Raw genomic sequence first — 16,054 nt, 5'->3', positions numbered from 1 at the left:
AACTCCTAAGCCGTCCCTGCCGGCCAAGCTGGAGACCCAGCTTGCGTACCTTCAAGATTCCGCTCTACACTCTTTGAGTGTATCGACACGCTAAAGTATTCACAAGTTGTGTCTCGCAATTAACGGGACATTAACCTGCGGCTCAAGCGCGTACCATGGCCTTGTCGGACAGGAATGGATCAGCCCCATGTGGAAAGACCCCATCAAGAGCACGCCTTCGATCATCCAGACCGATTTCGGGCCCTTCGGGCAGAGCCTGCCCGGGGACGGTGAAGCCTATTGCGGCCCGACGTCGATGGTCATGGGCCTTTACTGGCTGTCGGCAAACGGCTTCACGCAGGTTGCTCCTGTGGTCTACAACGGCGAGGACGACCCCGTGGCGATCAACCTGGAAAGAGTGGTCGCGGGCTTGATGCGGACGTCGAGCGAGAGCGGCAGCTTCGTGGACGGCATGACGAGCGGGATGGCCGACTATCTGTCGGCCTGCGGAATCGGGCCTGATCTCTATAATTTGGCGAGCACTTCTAATCCGGACCTCGCGTGGCTCGCCGATCAGTTGGCCCCGAACGTGTCCGAGAGTCCGCAGACGATCGTCTTGGCCAATTTCGCGGTTGGCTGGTATTCCGTTTCCCAGACGACGAAGGAATACATGGAAAATGACGGCGGCCATGTCCTCGCGCCGCTCACGGTGAACCTGACGGGCGACACGATCACCATCAACAACGCTTTCCCCGCCTCGTTCGAGAACGTACCCAACCTCCCGTCTAGCAATCCGCAGACCGTCCAGATCGCGCAGATGCCCAGCGGATGGACGCTGGAAAATCTGCCGCTACCCTCCGAAGACTACAGCCAGGTCGTCACCGACGCGCTCACCGGGTGGGGCGTCTACGCCGTGCTCTGGCAGGGGCAAGCTTGGGCGATCTCGCAGTCGGCGCTGCCCTCGACATCCGGATATGAACCCAGCACCTGGACGATCAACCAGCCTAAGGTCATCAACACGAACGGTGGCACGCTGACCGTCGTCGCGCCGATCTCCGGGCTGGGCGGCCTGCACAAATACGGCGAAGGCACGCTCCTGCTCACCAACACGAACCAGCTGATAGGACACAACACCGTAGGCGCGGGGACGCTGGCAAGTACCCGGACATCGGGCACACCATTTGGCAGCTTCAGAGTGACGGTGACGAACGGCGGAATACTCGAGCTTCGTTCGGACGGCGCGACGGTCGATGTGCAGATCGCCTCGGGATCTCTGGCGACGTTCGTCATCGGCTCTACGGGAGGCGCCTTGCAACTTTCCGGAAGCGGCAACTATCGCGTCGTAATCGGGGGCAATGACGACGGTACCCTGACGAACATTGTCCGCAACTCCGGCGGAACGCTTGTTATCGTGCCGGGCGGCGGCATGGCCCAGCTTGGGCTGACGCAACAGGTGTTCGTGGCAGGAACGGGAGCAAACCTGCCCATCATTATGAACGGGATCGTCGCTCCCTACATTCTCGGAGAGGACGACGACGCGGCCAGCTCGGGCAAGTTCCTGACCTATTCGCCCTCCGGGGGCTTCGCGAGCGCGGCGACGGTGTCGTCGACGGATGTCAGCATCAACGACGTTCCGGCCGATGCCGTCTACGAGGTCGTCGACAGTCAGGCGGTCGAGAGCGGCGGTGTGCCGCAGGTGGCGGCGCTCGAAGTGAACGGCGGGGCGATTACGGGCGGCGATGCGAGCATTCTGGTCGGAAGCCAGGCGAGCGGCGACGCCGCGGGCCTCATCATGAACGGCGGCAGCATCGCTACTGCGAGCCTTTCGTTCGGCGCGGCAGAAGGCCTGATCTACACCAATGCTACCGGCGGTAGTTCGCAGATCGCAGCCGCCATCGAGGGATCGGCGGGCCTGACGATCTTCGGTCCCGGCACGCTGACCCTGAGTGCAGACAGCAGCGGCACGCTTTCCGGTCTGATCAGGGTCAATGGGGGTACGCTGATTGCCGGCGGTACCGGTGGATCAGCAACGGGTGCCGGCGAGGTGCTGGTATCCTACGCGGCGACGCTGGAGGTCGCCGGCACGGTGACCGGCACGGTTGTTGTCGGCGAGTCGGGCACACTGTTCATGAACGGTGGGACGGTCTCGGGCCCGGTCACCATTGCAGCGACCGGCACCGATTCGCCTGCTCCCGGCGGCATGCTACAAGGGAGCGGAACAATCAGCGGGACCACCTCGATCAGCGGCATCATCCAGTCAGGCCCGCAGGCTGGCCTAATCACGTTCACCGGCGAGACCACTATGACCGGCGACGCGAGCTTCTATTGGCGGCTGCAGAAGCTCGTGGACGATGCTGATCCCGGAGCCGGACCGGGGATCTACTGGAACGCGCTGCAGTTCAACTCGCCGGATACGAACCTCGGCACCAAGAATGCACCTCTCTGGCTCTTCCTCGACTTCAGCGCCCTCGACGGGGACCCGGACGGCGGCAACGCGTTCTGGAAGAAACCCCATACCTGGACGCTCTTCACCTACGCAGCCGATGCCGGCTACTTTTGGCCGGCGGGCGAGAACTTCTCGTACCAGTCCGGGAGCTTCAACACGGTCTTCGACAACTGGGTCGTGTCCCTGCAGTGGAAACCGGCCGCCTCGCCGCAGAGCCTCCCCGAACGATGGCGCGCGAACGCTCGTGCGAGAAGCCGGTAACCGACCCGCGGCAACCCTACCGAATGTCCGAGATGGGTCAAATGTGGCGATCGAGGATCGTTGATGAGAAGTCCGGACTGCACCCAACGCCGGACCAATCGGAGGCGGCGAAGTTGGTCCGCAAGGTGACATCCCCGCGGTCTGCGCGGCGTGTCCGCATTTCGTCTCGGAAGCGATGTCCCGGATTTACGGGTCCACGCCCCAGGTTCAATTGCATCCGCGAACAACCTGCGCTCCCTCTCCGGTTGCGGGAGGAGATGCAGCGAATGCCGCCAGGCCGATTCAACCTGACTTCATCGCGCTTTAGCGGAGCGAGGCGACGCTTGCACCATTTCGGAATAGTAGAAAAGTAACCCTGAGTTGCCCGACGTGTCAAGTTGCTTTTCGTACGCCGGCAGCTGCCGGCACCTTTGCATGGGGTTGTTTTCGATATTTTGGCGGCGCGCACCTGCGGCAGCGAGCACCTAAGCGGATCGCGAGCAGCGGCTCCGCCGCCAGCGCCAGAACAGCGCAACGAGGGCGACGAGCACGAGACCGGCGGCCACAGCCTTGGCGGTGAACCGCCCGCCGGGCCGATCGATCAGGCGGGTCCACAACGATGCCCCCTCGCCCTGACGCGGCAGGCGAAACGCCACCACGCTATCGCCGATTGAGGTGCCGGCTTCGGAATGGCCGCCGGCGCCGATCACGACGTACTGCTCGCCCTTCCAGAGATAGGTCATCGGATTGGCGACGCCCGGCACCGGAAGCCGGCCGAGCCACAGCTGCTTTCCCGACCTGGCATCGAACGCGCGCAGATAGGCATCCATCGCGCCGGTGAACACCAGGCCGCCCGCGGTGATCGCGACGCCGTTGACCAGCGGCGTGCCGGTATTGAGCGCGATGCCGAGCGGCGCGAGATCCTCGCTGGTGCCGACCGACGAATGCCAGAGGATCTTGCCGGCCTTGAGATCGACCGCCACCGTCTCGCCCCATGGCGGCTTGTTGCAGGGCGACCCGACCGCCGACTTCGCCAGCGCCCGCGACATCGCGAACGGCGCCCCTTCCTGCTGGCCGAATTCATGACCCGGCGGCGGATTGAAGCCCTTGGCCTGGTCGCGCGGAATCAGTGTGACGATGTGCGCCGCATGACTGACATTGGCGTAGAGGAGCTGATTGACCGGATCGAACGCCGCGCCGCCCCAGTTCACCCCGCCGCCTGTCATCGGATAGATCACGGTGCCTTGCGTCGACGGCGGCGTGTAAAGGCCCTCATTACGGGATTGCGCGAGCAGCGTCTCGCAAGCCGAGCTCCCGGTGCCCGGCAGCAGGCCGGCGACATCATCGGCCCTCATCCGCTGCGTCAGCAGCGGCGGCACATGGGTCGGGAACGGCTGCGTCGGCGACAGCCTCTCGCCCACGGCACCGTTCTGCGGCACCGCGCGCTCCTCGACCGGCCACACCGGCTTGCCGGTGTCGCGATCGAGCACGAACACAAAGCCCTGCTTGGTCGGCTGGATCACGACGTCGCGCTGACCATCGACGGTGTCGATCCGCGCCAGCGTCGGCTGCGCCGGCAGGTCGTAGTCCCAGACGTCGTGATGCACGGTCTGGAATGCCCATGCGAGTTCGCCGGTTTCGATCCGCAGCGCGACCACGGAATTGGCGTGCTCGTCATTGCCGGGGCGCTTGCCGCCCCAGAAGTCCGGACTGGGCGAAGTCGTCGGCAGGAACACCAGGCCGCGCTCCTCGTCCACCGACATCGGCGCCCAGACATTGCTGTGGCCGGCCTCGACGCCATTGTGCACGAGCGGATCGAAGCTCCAGCGCGGCTGTCCGGTTCGCGCATCGAAGGCGCGCACCGCGCCGAGCGGCGCGTCGACCCGCCGGTTGTCGCCGATCGCGGACCCGACCACGACCACGCCGCGTCCCGTCACCGGCGCCGACGTGATCTGAAACTCGCCCGGCCATTCCAGCTTCATGCCAACGTCGATCTTGATCTCGCCACCGTTGCCGAAATCGGCGCAAGGCTTGCCGGTTCTGGCGTCGAGCGCGATCAGGCGCCTGTCGTTGGTGCCGGTGAAGATGCGTGACTTGCAGGCGGCGCCTTCCGCCGCGCGATCATCCGTCCAGTACGCGACGCCGCGGCAGACAAAGCGATTGGCCGGCCGTTGCGCCATGCTGATCTTCGGATCGAAACGCCATTTCTGCGCACCGGTGCCGGGATCGAGCGCGATCACTTCGTTGAACGGCGTGCAGAGGATCAGGCTGTCCTCGACGAACAGCGGCGTCACCTCGAACTTGGTGCGCTTCATGACCTCGGGCGGGCGAGTATCGAGATCGCCGGTGCGGAATTCCCAGCCGCGCAGCAGCTTGCCGACATTGTCCGATGTGATCTGCGTCAGCGGCGAGAAGCGTTGTCCGCCGCGGTCGCCGCCCCAATACTCCCAGGCGCGCGCCGGCTGACCACACAGCAGCAGCGCGGCAAGCAGGCAAAACAGCGACCGCATCGCGTCCTCCCCCAGGATGCGATCACCGGGCGCCGCATCTCATGCGGGAAAGCATTTACGCGATCGTCGCGTCAGTATCCACCCCGGCGATAGCCGCCGCCGTAGTTGCCGCGATAACCACCACCGCCGCCGCCGATGCCGATCCCGATTCCGATTCCGATCGGCGGTCCGGCAGGCTCGTAGACCACGGTTGGAGGCGGACGGCGCACCACCACGACGTCGTCCTCAACGACGACGCGCGGCGGGCGCTTGCCCGCGCGCCGCGGCGGATCGGGATCGGCACGCTTTTTCACCGGCACGTTGGCCCTCTGCTGCAGCGGCTGTTGCGGCGGCGCCGCGTTGCAGGGACAGGTCGGTGCCGCCAGCGCGACGCTGGTCGCGGGCACGCTGAGCGCGACGGCGGGCGCCGGATCGGGACGGTAGCGCAGCCGTTCGATCATCTTGCGCGCGGTCGCTGTCAGGTCGGTGTCAGGATATTGCGCGAGGAAACCGCGATAGGCCGCGGCCGTGTTGGCGAGAACAGCGTTATTCCACGCCACCATGCGGCGATGCCGGTCGAGCCAGTCGCGCGCCTGCAGGCCACGCGGCGTGCCGGCGAAGATCGCGGCGAAGGCCTCATAGGATTCGTCGGAGCCATCGACCACCATCAGTTCGTTCGCGGCCTCGATCGGCTTGCCCTGCAACTCGCGCTTCCATTCGTCGACGGTGCGTTTGGCCGCGGCCGGCGGCGACGTCGCTGCGGGCGATGCCGCCGCACCCGCCATGAAACGGAAGTCGTCGGTGAGCGAGGACGAGTCCCACGGCGTCTGGCGGCCGTCAGTTGCCCTGTTCACCGCCAGGCGAACGCGCTTGAAGGTGTCCTCGATCGGGATGCCCGGCTCCTTGGCCGAGGCCAGCAACGCGGTGGTGTAGGGGCTGTTGGCACCGCTGCCGTCCTCGGCTTCCGCTCCCGGCGAGGTCGAGAACGACACGAACGTGCCGGGCGCGCCGACCCTGGCATCGACGATGGCGAGCCCGCGCCCCGCGGTCTTGCTGAGTTCCGGGAATGGATTGTTGCGGCAGGCATCGAGCAGCACGATGCGCATCCGACTCGGAACTGAGGTGAGCGTATTCAGGACGTCGTTGAGCCGAACCGCCTGGATCGGGATATCAGCCTCGCGCTTCGGATCGACATCGACCGGCACCAGATAGTTCTCGCCGTCGATCTGCAGGCCATGCCCGGCATAAAACACCAGCGCCACGGTATCGGCGCCTTTCGCCGCCACCTGGCCCGCGAAATCGCTGAGCCGTGCGCGCATCTCGTCCTGCGACAGGTCCGATGCGGCCGTCACCGCAAACCCGGCATCGGTCAGCATCTGCGACACTGCCCTGGCGTCGTTGGCCGGATTCGGCAGCGCGGGCACCGACTTGTAGGCCGACTGCCCAATCACCAGCGCCAGCCGGTTTTCCGCCGACGCCGGCACGGCGCCGAGCAGGATCGCTGCCGGAACGATGAGGCTGAGGAACGAACGGCGAAGCATGGCGGCCTCCGGCAATGATATCGAAGATGGGTCGGAGGCCGTCAGGCCAAGGTTCATGCCGTGCGGCAATGTACTGCCGACCGACGACGGTCGAATGGCTGCCGAGTCGTGAGCCCGGCTATTTCGGCTTCTTGGCCGGATCCGCTGCCGGCTTGGTGACACCCCAGGGATCGTATTTCTCCTTGGGCTCGGGGATCCGATCGAGCGCGGCCTTGTAGGCCTTCTCGTCGACCTTGGGCTTCTGCTCCGTCTTCGTATCGCCTCCACCGCCCCCTCGCCGGCCCTGGGCCAGGGTGGGTGTCGCGAGCAGCGCCAGGATGACGGCAGCAACCGTGAAGCGTTTCATGTCAGTCTGTCTCCCCCGCCGCCGCAGCAACATCCGGTAATACCTCTACCCCAACGATAACTTGTCGCTCGACATTTGTTGATCGACAAAGCGCCGCCTCACGCGAATTCAGCGCCACCAGGGGGCGCAATCCTGACGGCGGCACATTAAATGCGCTGAATGGGACAGGGACAAGTACATCTGGCGGCGCTGCTGGCCGGCGTCGCCTTAATATTGAGTGGCTGCGGGCTGGCGGACAGCCACGCGGTGTGGCCGGAGGCCTTGAAGGTCAAGGCCGCCGAGCCGGCGCCGCTCGAGATGCCTCCGGACGTCAAACGGCTGGTCGCGGGCAAGCTGGATTCGGTGTTCACGGCCGGTTCACAGCCGACCCATGTGCGGGTCTCCGCCCCGCTGCACGACCCGCGCGGCACCGGCTGGACGGCATGCGTACGCGCCGAGCTGACATCGGTAATCGGCAAGCCGCTGGGGACGCAGACCTATCGCGTCTTCATCAATGAAGGCTCGATCTTCGATCGCCGGCAGGTCGGGGCCGACGACAATTGCGTGACGGAGACTTACGAGCCCGTCGAGAGCACCGTTGCGGTGGAAGCGCAACGGACCACCAAACCCTAGCGCTTGAACCGGCGAGCCGGCCAAGCCGCTGCGCACCGGGTATGCTGAACGGTCCGTTAACACGACCGTTCAAATTGCGCGGTGGCCTCAACGGCATTTTCCATTTCTTTCCGCTAGCGTTGCCCTGACGAACGCAAGGCCAATCAGCTTCGCGGAGTGGGGAAACAGGGACGTGGCCGATATTGCTGACCGGGCAATGATCCACCGTGCATCGCGCAAGGATGCCACGGACGATCGCACCTTGCCGCCGCTGTCGGCCGCGCCGCTCAATGCATGGCGCGCGCTTGCCGCGCGCGCGGTCGAGGCCAATGGCTACTATCAGGCGGACTGGGAATTGGCGGTCGATGCCTCCGCGCGCGGCCGCACCGGCGCGGCGCTGCTCAGTGCCGCCGGCGATGCCGGGCAACTGATCGGGCTGTTGCCGGTCGTTCCGATGCGGCGGATCTACCGGATTCCCCTGCCCGCTTTGGTCGGCGCCGAACCTTATGGCACGCTGTGCACGCCGCTGCTCGACCGCGACGCCGCCGAGGAAGCGGTGGGCAAGATGCTGCGGCAGGCGCGCAATGCGGGCGCGCATGCGCTGATCCTGCGCACCATGTCGCTCGAGGGCCCGGCCATGGCGGCGATCCGCGCGGTGCTGGCCCGAGACGGGTTGCAGCCGCGCATAGTGAGCGCCTATCAGCGCGCCCAGCTGGATGCGACGCGCGATGCCGACGAATTGTTGCGCGACGCGCTCGGGCCCAAGAAGCTGAAGGAGCTGCGCCGCCAGCATCATCGCCTGTCCGACCACGGCGCGGTGCGCTTGGATGTCGCTCGCACGCCGCGCGAGGTTGCGACGGCGCTCGAGACTTTCCTTGTCCTCGAAGCCGGTGGCTGGAAGGGAAAGCGCGGCACGGCGCTGAGCCAGCATGCCGGCGATGCGGCCTTCATCCGCCGCGCGACGTCGACGATGGCCGAAGCCGGCCGCTGCGAGATCATCACGCTGCATGCGGGCGACACGCCGGTCGCGGGCGGCATCGTGGTGCGTCACCAGGACCGCGCCTTCTTCTTCAAGATCGGCGTCGACGAGCGCTTTGCGAAACATTCGCCCGGCACGCAGTTGACGCTGGAGCTGACGCGCCATCTCTGCGCCGATCCCGCGATCAATTCGGCCGATTCCACCGCGGCACCGGGCCACCCCATGATCGACCCGATCTGGCGCGGCCGCTTCGCGATCGGCGACGTCTTGCTGCCGCTGCGGCGCCGCGATCCGCTGGTGCCGGCCATTCACGCCGCGCTAACCCTGAACAAACTCGCCTACGAAGCGGCGCGCGGCGCCGTCCGCTTCATCCGCAGCCGGCGCGGCAAGCCCGGATAATGCGGTTTACCCTTTCGTAGGCATGCAGACACATCGGGAAACAAGTGACTGCTGCCGTCAGGTTGGTGTCAGCTGGCCCGACTAGCGTTGCGGCGCGCTGGTTCTCAGACGGCGCGCGCCCTTGCTTCGAAAGCCTCATCTGATGGAAACATCGGATGGGGCTTTTTGCCGGCGCTCGCGACATCCTGACGGCAAACGAAAAGGCCGCCTCAACCGGCGGCCTCTCTGTCTCGCGCTCCGCGCATCATTGGGAAACGCGGCGCGACCAGCGCCTCCCCTTACTGCAACGGCGAGTGCGGTGCCGGCAGCATGATGGTCGAGTGCATCTCCTCGAGCACCTGCGTGCCCTTGCTCAAAAATTCCAGCCAGGCCGGATCCTTCATCGCGTTGCCGCGTGCGGCGGCGCGGGCGTTGAGATCGGGATAGGCCCAGATGTGGCAGACTTCGTTGGGCTGCCCGGCCTCGGTGGTCCAGAGGCCGACGATCTTGGAGTATTTCTCGCGCTCCGGCATCACGCCGGTGATCAGATCGAGCCATTGCTTGGCGCCGCCGACCGGCTTGGCACGATAGTTGCGGAATTCGTAGATGTTGCCTGATGTCGCCGGCGCCACCGGCGGGATGATTGCATTGAGCAGCCGCACCTCCTGCCGCACCAGCAGCGGACGGATCACCGGAATATACTCGCCGGTCCAGCGCGGGTTCTTGGCGAGCTCGGCGCGCAGCCGCGTCCGCTCGTTGAGATCGGCGTAGCTCCACATGTGCATGACCTGATTGAGCGGACCGATCTCCGTGATCCAGTAGCCTTCCAGCTTGCCGAAATTGTCGGCGCGGATATCGCGCGAGATCGTGCTCGCCGCCTTCACCATCTCGCCGACGGCGCCTGGACGGACCGTATAGGTGCGCAGCTCATAGATCATGGTGGTCTCCCCTGATTGTTTCCGATGGATGATGTGGGCAAACGAAAAAGCCCGGCATGAGCCGGGCTTTCGATAGGGATTGCGGACTACTCCGCAGCCTCTGTGTTGATCTCGGCCGAGACCTGGCGGATGGCGCGGGCGAGCTGCTCGGCCGGCTGGGCGCCGGACACCGCGTATTTCTGCGCGAACACGAAGGTCGGCACGCCGGAAATACCCTTCTCGGCGGCCTCCTGGGCCTGCGCCGAGACCAGGGCGACATCCTCGTCGGTGGCAAGACGCTTGCGCACGTCGTCGACATCGAGCCCGACATCGCTTGCCGCCTGCACCAGCACGTTGCTGTCGGTGAGATCGCCGCCGTCGCGGAAATACAGCTCCATCAGCCGCTGCTTCATCTCGGCCGCCTTGCCCCTGGCCTCGGCCCAGTGGATCAGGCGATGGCAGTCGATCGTGTTGGGCTGCCGCTTGACGAGCTCGGGATGGTAGGTGAGCCCCTCCTCATTGGCGGCGGCGACCACGCGGCCGGCAATGCCCTTGTAGGCCTCGACCGAGCCGAACTTGGCGGTGAGATATTCCTCGCGGCTGATGCCTTCGCGCGGCACCCAGTTGTTGAGGAAGAACGGCCGCCAATGCACCTCGACCGGTACATCGGGCACCAGCTTGAGCGCATCCTCGATGCGATGCTTGCCGATATAGCACCAGGGGCAAACGACGTCGGAGACGATGTCGAGGCGAAGTGGCTTCAGATCGCTCATGGCGGGGTTCCCGGCAGAAATGGAACCCCAAAGGTAGGCCGAAAGCGCTCCGAGACAAGCCGCTATTTCATACTGGCTGCCATCTGCCGCATCCGCTCGGCGGTCAGCTCATCGGCCGGGAAGAAGGTCTCCAGCGCCAGTTCCTGCAGCGTGATGTCGACCGGCGTGCCGAACACCATGGTGGTCGAGATGAAGCTCAGGATCTCGCCATTGAGGCGGAGCTTGAAGGGGAGCGCGACGTTGTTGTCGGTGGTGATCGGGGCCGACCGCGCCGGGATCGGATAGGACTTGAGGTCCTGATAGAGCTTGAGCAGCTCCGGATCGGCCGTTGCCTCGCATTGCCGATGCAGCCGCTCCAGAAGATGCGCGGCCCATTCCGCGAGGTTCACGGTGCGCGGGGCGAGGCCCTCGGGATGGAAGGCAAGCCGCAGGATGTTGAAGGGCTGGCCGAGCAGCCGCTGCGGCACGCCCTCGAGCAGCGGCGCCACCATGCGATTGGCGGAGACCAGATTCCAGTGCCGGTCATAGGCCAGCGCCGGATTGGGCTCGTGCGCCTTCAGCACCAGGTTGATGGCCTCGCGCGCCGATTTCAGCGCCGGATCATCCAGCGAGCGTTGCGGGAATGCGGGCGCGAAACCCGCGGCGACCAGCAGCACGTTGCGTTCGCGTAGGGGCACGTCGAGGCGCTCCGCCAGTTTGAGGACCATGTCGCGCGAGGGCGCCGAGCGGCCGGTCTCGACGAAGCTCAAATGCCGCGCCGAGATCTCAGCATCGACGGCAAGGTCGAGCTGGCTGAGATGACGGCGCTGCCGCCACTCGCGCAGGTGCTCGCCGATCGGGACGGGTTTTGCGGGCTCGGCCCGCGCCATGGATGCATGTGCGTTCATGGTGCAAAACCTACCATGCGGAATTCGCCCGTTCCATTACGCCTGAGGTAATCGAATTGGCGCGCCGGCCGGCTCATCTTCCACGGCACAGGAGATGACCATGCTGATGCTGTCCCTTGTCCGCGCCCTCGCCGTCCTGCTGCCGTGGCTGGTCCATCTGGCCACCTGGCTGCTGGCGCGCTCGCTCAACATGCCGCAGCCGCTCGTGCACGCGACCGGCGTGTTCGTGTTCGCGCAGGTCTATGCGGCCGAGATGAGGGTCGGCAAGGCGCTGTGTCCGCTCCGGCTGTGGCGTCAGCTGCAGTCGCTGTTCCGCTGACCACCCCCATCCCAACCAGAGGAGACACTGCCATGATCCATTCGTCCCAGCTGCTGCGCCGCGCCTTGCTCGCCGACGCCGTCTTCAGCGGCGTATCCGCCATAGCCATGGTGCTCGACGCCGGCGCGCTGGCATCACTGCTCGGTCTGCCGGAAGCGCTGCTGCGCGAGACCGGGCTGTTCCTGATCGCTTATACCGCGCTGGTCGGCTGGCTCGGCACGCGCACTTCGGTGCCGAAGCCGCTGGTGATGCTGGTGGTCGTCGGCAACGCGGCCTGGACGCTCGCCAGCATCGCGCTGCTGCTGTCGGGCGCGGTGTCGCCGAACCTCTTCGGGACCCTCGTGATCCTCGCCCAGGCGATCGCCACCGGCGTGTTCGCCGAGCTGCAATATGTCGGGCTGCGCCGCAGCGGCGAGGCGGTCGCGGCGTAATTCGAATGCCGGATGTGACGAGCGGCCGTCGCGGCAAACGCGGCGGCCGTTTCCGTCAGCTCAGCACGACCGCGACGATCATACCGGCAAAGGTCAGCGCCAGGCCGATGATCAGCATCGGCACCAGGCTGCTGCCGGAAAACGGATCGGCCTGATCCTGATGAAACCACGCGCCGTCGATGGCGCGCGCAATCGCCTTCGCCCTGTTCCTCATTGCACTGCTCCTGCTTCGCTTCGCCTGTAACGCTCGCCGACCGCCAGCATCACGCCCTGTCCGCCGGCGACGCCCATCTCGAGGCTCGAGGCGATGCGCCGCGCGCGATCGATGAAATGCGCCGCTGCGTCAGGCGGGCACAGCTCGGCCGCGGTCGCCTCGAACAGTTCGAGCCAGCGGTCGAAATGCGCGGCGTCGATCGGCAGCGGCATATGCTTGACCATCGGCGTGCCGTGATAGCGCCCGGTCATCAGCGCAACCGAAGACCAGAACGCGCACATCTGCGCCAGATGCGGCTCCCAATTGCTGATCCTGGTCTCGAACACCGGTCCGATCATCGGGTCCTTGCGGACCTTGGCGTAGAAGGCGTGCACCAGCTGCTCGATCATGGCCTCGGTGATCCCGGTCCGCGCGACAATCCCGGCGGTGATCTGCTCGCGGCGCTCTGCTCCTGTCATGGCTTACATCCAAATAGGTATTTCAAATGCCTATTTAGCCTGCTATAGCTGATCCGCCAAGTGCTGATTTCGAAGGGCTTCCATGCGCCTGACATCGTTCACGGATTTTGCGCTCCGCGCCCTGATGCGGCTGGCCGGCGAGCCGGACCGGTCGTTTGCGACCAGCGAGATCGCGGCCGAGTTCGACATTTCCCGCAATCACCTTGCCAAGGTGGTGCGCGACCTTGCCGACGCCGGCTTCATTGCCACCCAGCGCGGCGCCGGTGGCGGGTTTTCGCTGGCACGGCCGGCGGAGACCATCACCCTCGGCCAGGTTGTCCGTGCGCTGGAAGGCGACAGCGCGCTGGTCGAATGTTTCAGGGATGATGGCGGAGATTGTCTGCTGCTGCCGCGCTGCCGGCTGAAGGCGAAGCTTGCGGCGGCACGCGAGGCCTTCATGCGCGAGCTCGACGGAACGACGCTCGCCGAATGCGCGTACCTGCCGCGTCCCGGCCGCCATCCCGCGAGGGCATCATGACGACGATCACATTCTCGGACGGCGCGTTCGAGGTCGACGCCAATATCGTCGCCGAAGGCCTCGGCATCGCGGTTCCGCTGCTGCAGGCCGGGATGCGCTCGGGCGCAATCACGACGCGCTCGGAGCGCGGGCTTGACGCCGATCAGGGGCGGCATCGCCTCACATTCTTCTCGGGGAGCAAGCGTTTCCGTCTCGTCATCGACGAGCACGGCACGATCATCCAACGCTCGACGCTGGATTTCGGCAATTCCCCGTTGCCACGCGCGGCGCACCGGCCGAGCGGCTAGAGAGACCTCGTCCCGGATATCAGGCGTTCAGCGCCCGAGCGGTGCCGCGCTTCGACGAGGCGGCCTTCTTGCCCGCCGTGTTGATCAGGCTATGGCCATTGAGGAACTGCCGTTCAGCGCCGTGCCGTTGGCGAGCTTGCCGTTTGCTTTGGCTGCCTTCTTCGCCCGCCTCTGCCTGGCCCGCTCCTCGGCCAGCTTCTCGGCCTTGCGCTGTGCCTTCCGCTCGGCCCTTTCCTTCAGCCGCACCCGCTCCGCCCTCGCCTCCGCGCGCTTCTTCTTGCGCTTCTTCTCGCAGGCATCGCACTTGCAGCCGATCGGCTTCAGATAGGCTTTGAAATAGTCGGTTCCGTAGTCGTAATTGATTTCGTCGCCCGGCTCGATGTCCTTGATGGCGCGGATGAACACCTTGCGCTTGCGCGGCTTGACGTCGGATTCCGCGTTCGGCCTGCAAGCGTGGTTGATATAGCGCGCGACGTTTTCGCGGATCGAGCCGTCGATGGTCCAGCGGTTGGTGAGCTCGAACAGATATTTGTTCTCGATCGCGTCCTCATCCTTCTTCTTCGAGTCGAGCAACGGCCCGAAATAACGGATGATCTTGGTGCCTTTCTTGATCGGCTTGGTGGCGAAAAGACCAAGACCGGTACGGGAACGGCCGACGCGATAGGGCTTGTTGGATGATATCGTGGGCATGACGATCGAGGTTACGGCACGCAGGTGCACGCGACAGAAGTTGCGAAGCCGCCCTTCTAGGACGATTCCGCGCGCCTGTCAGGTGTTTCCCGCATGTCTATTGAACCTTCCCCAGATTGCATATGTCAGAGACAAAGTAACGTCCGGATCGCAGGTTTCCCCCGATGAAATACCTTGCTTTTGCAACAGTCTTTATGACGGCTGCCGGCGCAAGTCCCGGCCATGCCGGCTCTGTGGCGATCAGCAGCAGCTACTCATCGACCGCGCCGAAGGCCTGCCGCATGATCGGCAAGCCCAGCGAAGAGGACGGCAGCACCACCAGGGTCTGTCCAGGAAAATCCGGGCTTGTGGTGCTGATCAACGAGGGCGACCTGCGCGAAGTGGTCTCGGTCGGCCGAAACCGCGAGGCAGCCGCCAGGGAACCGGCCGCGCGGGCCTGGTTCGGCCCGTTCAGTTCGACCGGCGACAGGGTCGAATGGCGTGCAGCCGGCGGCAAACCGTTTGCGATCATCCAGCGCTGGCAGATCGCCGACAACAGCGAACAGGACAAGCGCGGCGGTCCTGTCTCGCGGGCAATGCTCGCCGTGACCCGGCTGCCGCCGGGCGATGTCTGTCATGTCGCCTATGTCGACGTCGCGGCCAATCCCAACGCCAACGAGCTGGCGCGGCAGGCTGCCGATGATTTCGCCCGCGATTTCAAATGCGGCACGGATACGGTGAAGACGATCGGACAGAGCGGCCGGACCACGTCGCTTGTGAGGCGCTAGCCCAGGGCAGCACTGGTTATTGCCGCGCCGAGCGGCCCGCGGACAATCGCAGCATCGCGGTCAATAGCGTTTCCGCGGATGTGCCCTCGGGCGACCGATCCAGAATCGTCTTGAGGCGTCCGTCGAGCAGCAGCATGGTGAAACCATGCACCAGCGACCAGGCCGACGCGATCGCGGCGGCCTGATCCAGCGTAAGCTGCTCCTTGGAAATCTGCTCGTGCCGGCTAGCGCCGACGCCGCGGGTCAGCCCTGCGAACGAAGCCTCGGACGCCTCGTGCAGCGACGGGCGCGAGTGATCAAGCCGCTCGCTGCGGAACATCAGCCCGTACATGCCGGGATGTGCCTGGGCATAGGCAACATAAGCCTTGGCGCTCGCCACGCCCTTCTCGGGCGTCGTGGCCGCCGAAGCGTCCGCAGCCGCCATTGCCAGGCCGAATTGCCGGAAACCGATCGCCGCGAGTTCGCTGAGCAAACCGGTTAGATCGCCGAAATGATGCGTCGGCGCGGCGTGCGACACGCCGGCCTCGCGCGCCACCGCACGCAATGTCAGCCCCGCCAATCCATCACGCTCGAGCACGCGCTCGGCGGCCTTCAATAGCGCCTCATGCAGATCGCCATGGTGATACGGCGTGTCATTGGCGCGGCGCCGTCGGGCCGGACGAGCTGCCGCAGTCCGTGCAACCCGGCGGGTCGGAGCCCGTGCCGGGCGAGTCGCCTTGTTTTCTTCGGAGATTCTTGCCATGCGGCCTTATAGGTCGCAATTTTTACACTGTAAAGATTTTGCTTGACGATCGGCGGCGTCATC

General features: G+C 65.4%; 18 protein-coding genes. 8 read left to right on the top strand and 10 right to left on the bottom strand.

From position 1 onward, the window contains the following. Positions 1–187 precede the first annotated feature (187 nt). On the top strand, positions 188–2,686 hold the full coding sequence (locus J2R76_RS01780) for a hypothetical protein (RefSeq protein WP_253623713.1): 2,499 nt from the start codon (positions 188–190) through the stop codon (positions 2,684–2,686). A gap of 464 nt (positions 2,687–3,150) precedes the next feature. Here the strand turns inward: J2R76_RS01780 and J2R76_RS01775 are convergent, their stop codons facing one another. From J2R76_RS01775 to J2R76_RS01765, 3 genes are all read right to left on the bottom strand, one after another. Next, the gene (locus J2R76_RS01775; RefSeq protein ID WP_253623712.1) at positions 3,151–5,175 is read right to left on the bottom strand and encodes a pyrroloquinoline quinone-dependent dehydrogenase; all 2,025 of its coding nucleotides are present in this window, start codon (positions 5,173–5,175) and stop codon (positions 3,151–3,153) included. Positions 5,176–5,246: 71 nt separating this feature from the next. Next, positions 5,247–6,695, bottom strand: coding sequence for a caspase family protein (locus J2R76_RS01770; RefSeq protein ID WP_253623711.1), 1,449 nt, complete (start codon positions 6,693–6,695; stop codon positions 5,247–5,249). 118 nt (positions 6,696–6,813) lie between these two features. Next, entirely contained in the window at positions 6,814–7,041 is a 228-nt protein-coding gene (locus tag J2R76_RS01765; RefSeq protein WP_016848541.1) for a hypothetical protein, read from the bottom strand. Between the two features lie 159 nt (positions 7,042–7,200). On the opposite strand from J2R76_RS01765, the gene J2R76_RS01760 reads away from it, so the two are divergent. Further along, positions 7,201–7,653 (top strand): hypothetical protein, encoded by a 453-nt coding sequence (locus J2R76_RS01760; RefSeq protein WP_253623710.1) that lies wholly within the window; start codon positions 7,201–7,203, stop codon positions 7,651–7,653. 172 nt (positions 7,654–7,825) lie between these two features. Further along, a complete protein-coding gene (locus J2R76_RS01755) occupies positions 7,826–9,010 on the top strand; it encodes a GNAT family N-acetyltransferase (protein ID WP_253623709.1) in 1,185 nt (394 codons plus the stop codon). Positions 9,011–9,288: 278 nt separating this feature from the next. Here J2R76_RS01755 and J2R76_RS01750 read toward each other — a convergent pair whose 3' ends face one another. The 3 genes from J2R76_RS01750 to J2R76_RS01740 form a co-directional block, all read right to left on the bottom strand. Further along, complete coding sequence (locus J2R76_RS01750; protein ID WP_168854961.1) at positions 9,289–9,927, bottom strand: NIPSNAP family protein; 639 nt, start codon at positions 9,925–9,927, stop codon at positions 9,289–9,291. Between the two features lie 86 nt (positions 9,928–10,013). Beyond that, the gene (locus tag J2R76_RS01745) at positions 10,014–10,679 is read right to left on the bottom strand and encodes a DsbA family protein (RefSeq protein ID WP_168854962.1); all 666 of its coding nucleotides are present in this window, start codon (positions 10,677–10,679) and stop codon (positions 10,014–10,016) included. A 62-nt stretch (positions 10,680–10,741) separates the two neighbouring features. After that, the gene (locus tag J2R76_RS01740) at positions 10,742–11,566 is read right to left on the bottom strand and encodes a helix-turn-helix domain-containing protein (protein ID WP_038385984.1); all 825 of its coding nucleotides are present in this window, start codon (positions 11,564–11,566) and stop codon (positions 10,742–10,744) included. 94 nt (positions 11,567–11,660) lie between these two features. Here J2R76_RS01740 and J2R76_RS01735 point away from each other — a divergent pair, with 94 nt between their 5' ends. Together J2R76_RS01735 and J2R76_RS01730 are read left to right on the top strand one after the other, a co-directional pair. Beyond that, on the top strand, positions 11,661–11,885 hold the full coding sequence (locus J2R76_RS01735) for a hypothetical protein (RefSeq protein ID WP_057018353.1): 225 nt from the start codon (positions 11,661–11,663) through the stop codon (positions 11,883–11,885). A 32-nt stretch (positions 11,886–11,917) separates the two neighbouring features. Continuing rightward, positions 11,918–12,316 (top strand): hypothetical protein, encoded by a 399-nt coding sequence (locus J2R76_RS01730; protein WP_253623708.1) that lies wholly within the window; start codon positions 11,918–11,920, stop codon positions 12,314–12,316. A gap of 55 nt (positions 12,317–12,371) precedes the next feature. Here the strand turns inward: J2R76_RS01730 and J2R76_RS01725 are convergent, their stop codons facing one another. Both J2R76_RS01725 and J2R76_RS01720 read right to left on the bottom strand, forming a co-directional pair. Beyond that, positions 12,372–12,530 carry a hypothetical protein gene (locus tag J2R76_RS01725; protein ID WP_016844794.1) on the bottom strand — a complete coding sequence of 53 codons (159 nt, stop codon included), beginning with the start codon at positions 12,528–12,530 and terminating at the stop codon, positions 12,372–12,374. After that, the gene (locus J2R76_RS01720; RefSeq protein ID WP_168854965.1) at positions 12,527–12,988 is read right to left on the bottom strand and encodes a group III truncated hemoglobin; all 462 of its coding nucleotides are present in this window, start codon (positions 12,986–12,988) and stop codon (positions 12,527–12,529) included. The genes J2R76_RS01725 and J2R76_RS01720 overlap by 4 nt, the downstream gene beginning before the upstream one ends. An 82-nt stretch (positions 12,989–13,070) precedes the next feature. On the opposite strand from J2R76_RS01720, the gene J2R76_RS01715 reads away from it, so the two are divergent. Beyond that, the gene (locus J2R76_RS01715) at positions 13,071–13,505 is read left to right on the top strand and encodes an Rrf2 family transcriptional regulator (RefSeq protein ID WP_092085010.1); all 435 of its coding nucleotides are present in this window, start codon (positions 13,071–13,073) and stop codon (positions 13,503–13,505) included. Further along, on the top strand, positions 13,502–13,792 hold the full coding sequence (locus J2R76_RS01710) for a DUF6522 family protein (protein ID WP_057018349.1): 291 nt from the start codon (positions 13,502–13,504) through the stop codon (positions 13,790–13,792). The genes J2R76_RS01715 and J2R76_RS01710 overlap by 4 nt, the downstream gene beginning before the upstream one ends. A gap of 84 nt (positions 13,793–13,876) precedes the next feature. Here J2R76_RS01710 and J2R76_RS01705 read toward each other — a convergent pair whose 3' ends face one another. Further along, a complete protein-coding gene (locus J2R76_RS01705) occupies positions 13,877–14,482 on the bottom strand; it encodes an SET domain-containing protein (protein ID WP_253623707.1) in 606 nt (201 codons plus the stop codon). A gap of 194 nt (positions 14,483–14,676) precedes the next feature. Here J2R76_RS01705 and J2R76_RS01700 point away from each other — a divergent pair, with 194 nt between their 5' ends. Beyond that, positions 14,677–15,249 carry a hypothetical protein gene (locus J2R76_RS01700; protein ID WP_168855094.1) on the top strand — a complete coding sequence of 191 codons (573 nt, stop codon included), beginning with the start codon at positions 14,677–14,679 and terminating at the stop codon, positions 15,247–15,249. 16 nt (positions 15,250–15,265) lie between these two features. On the opposite strand, the gene J2R76_RS01695 is transcribed toward J2R76_RS01700, so the two are convergent. After that, positions 15,266–15,991, bottom strand: a complete 726-nt coding sequence (locus tag J2R76_RS01695; RefSeq protein ID WP_253623706.1) for a TetR/AcrR family transcriptional regulator — start codon at positions 15,989–15,991, stop codon at positions 15,266–15,268. Positions 15,992–16,054: the final 63 nt, after the last annotated feature.

It is taken from the genome of Bradyrhizobium sp. USDA 4532, assembly GCF_024171315.1.
Taxonomy (GTDB): Bacteria; Pseudomonadota; Alphaproteobacteria; order Rhizobiales; family Xanthobacteraceae; genus Bradyrhizobium; species Bradyrhizobium australafricanum.
Note: the sequence above shows the minus strand (reverse complement) of the source record. Positions and strands in the feature narration are given on the sequence as shown.

Coding starts and splice junctions, on each gene's coding strand:
- J2R76_RS01780 (WP_253623713.1), top strand. CDS start 188: ATGTGGAAAGACCCCATCAAGAGCACGCCTTCGATCATCCAGACCGAT.
- J2R76_RS01775 (WP_253623712.1), bottom strand. CDS start 5,175: ATGCGGTCGCTGTTTTGCCTGCTTGCCGCGCTGCTGCTGTGTGGTCAG.
- J2R76_RS01770 (WP_253623711.1), bottom strand. CDS start 6,695: ATGCTTCGCCGTTCGTTCCTCAGCCTCATCGTTCCGGCAGCGATCCTG.
- J2R76_RS01765 (WP_016848541.1), bottom strand. CDS start 7,041: ATGAAACGCTTCACGGTTGCTGCCGTCATCCTGGCGCTGCTCGCGACA.
- J2R76_RS01760 (WP_253623710.1), top strand. CDS start 7,201: ATGGGACAGGGACAAGTACATCTGGCGGCGCTGCTGGCCGGCGTCGCC.
- J2R76_RS01750 (WP_168854961.1), bottom strand. CDS start 9,927: ATGATCTATGAGCTGCGCACCTATACGGTCCGTCCAGGCGCCGTCGGC.
- J2R76_RS01745 (WP_168854962.1), bottom strand. CDS start 10,679: ATGAGCGATCTGAAGCCACTTCGCCTCGACATCGTCTCCGACGTCGTT.
- J2R76_RS01740 (WP_038385984.1), bottom strand. CDS start 11,566: ATGAACGCACATGCATCCATGGCGCGGGCCGAGCCCGCAAAACCCGTC.
- J2R76_RS01735 (WP_057018353.1), top strand. CDS start 11,661: ATGACCATGCTGATGCTGTCCCTTGTCCGCGCCCTCGCCGTCCTGCTG.
- J2R76_RS01730 (WP_253623708.1), top strand. CDS start 11,918: ATGATCCATTCGTCCCAGCTGCTGCGCCGCGCCTTGCTCGCCGACGCC.
- J2R76_RS01725 (WP_016844794.1), bottom strand. CDS start 12,530: ATGAGGAACAGGGCGAAGGCGATTGCGCGCGCCATCGACGGCGCGTGG.
- J2R76_RS01720 (WP_168854965.1), bottom strand. CDS start 12,988: ATGACAGGAGCAGAGCGCCGCGAGCAGATCACCGCCGGGATTGTCGCG.
- J2R76_RS01715 (WP_092085010.1), top strand. CDS start 13,071: ATGCGCCTGACATCGTTCACGGATTTTGCGCTCCGCGCCCTGATGCGG.
- J2R76_RS01710 (WP_057018349.1), top strand. CDS start 13,502: ATGACGACGATCACATTCTCGGACGGCGCGTTCGAGGTCGACGCCAAT.
- J2R76_RS01705 (WP_253623707.1), bottom strand. CDS start 14,482: ATGCCCACGATATCATCCAACAAGCCCTATCGCGTCGGCCGTTCCCGT.
- J2R76_RS01700 (WP_168855094.1), top strand. CDS start 14,677: ATGACGGCTGCCGGCGCAAGTCCCGGCCATGCCGGCTCTGTGGCGATC.
- J2R76_RS01695 (WP_253623706.1), bottom strand. CDS start 15,991: ATGGCAAGAATCTCCGAAGAAAACAAGGCGACTCGCCCGGCACGGGCT.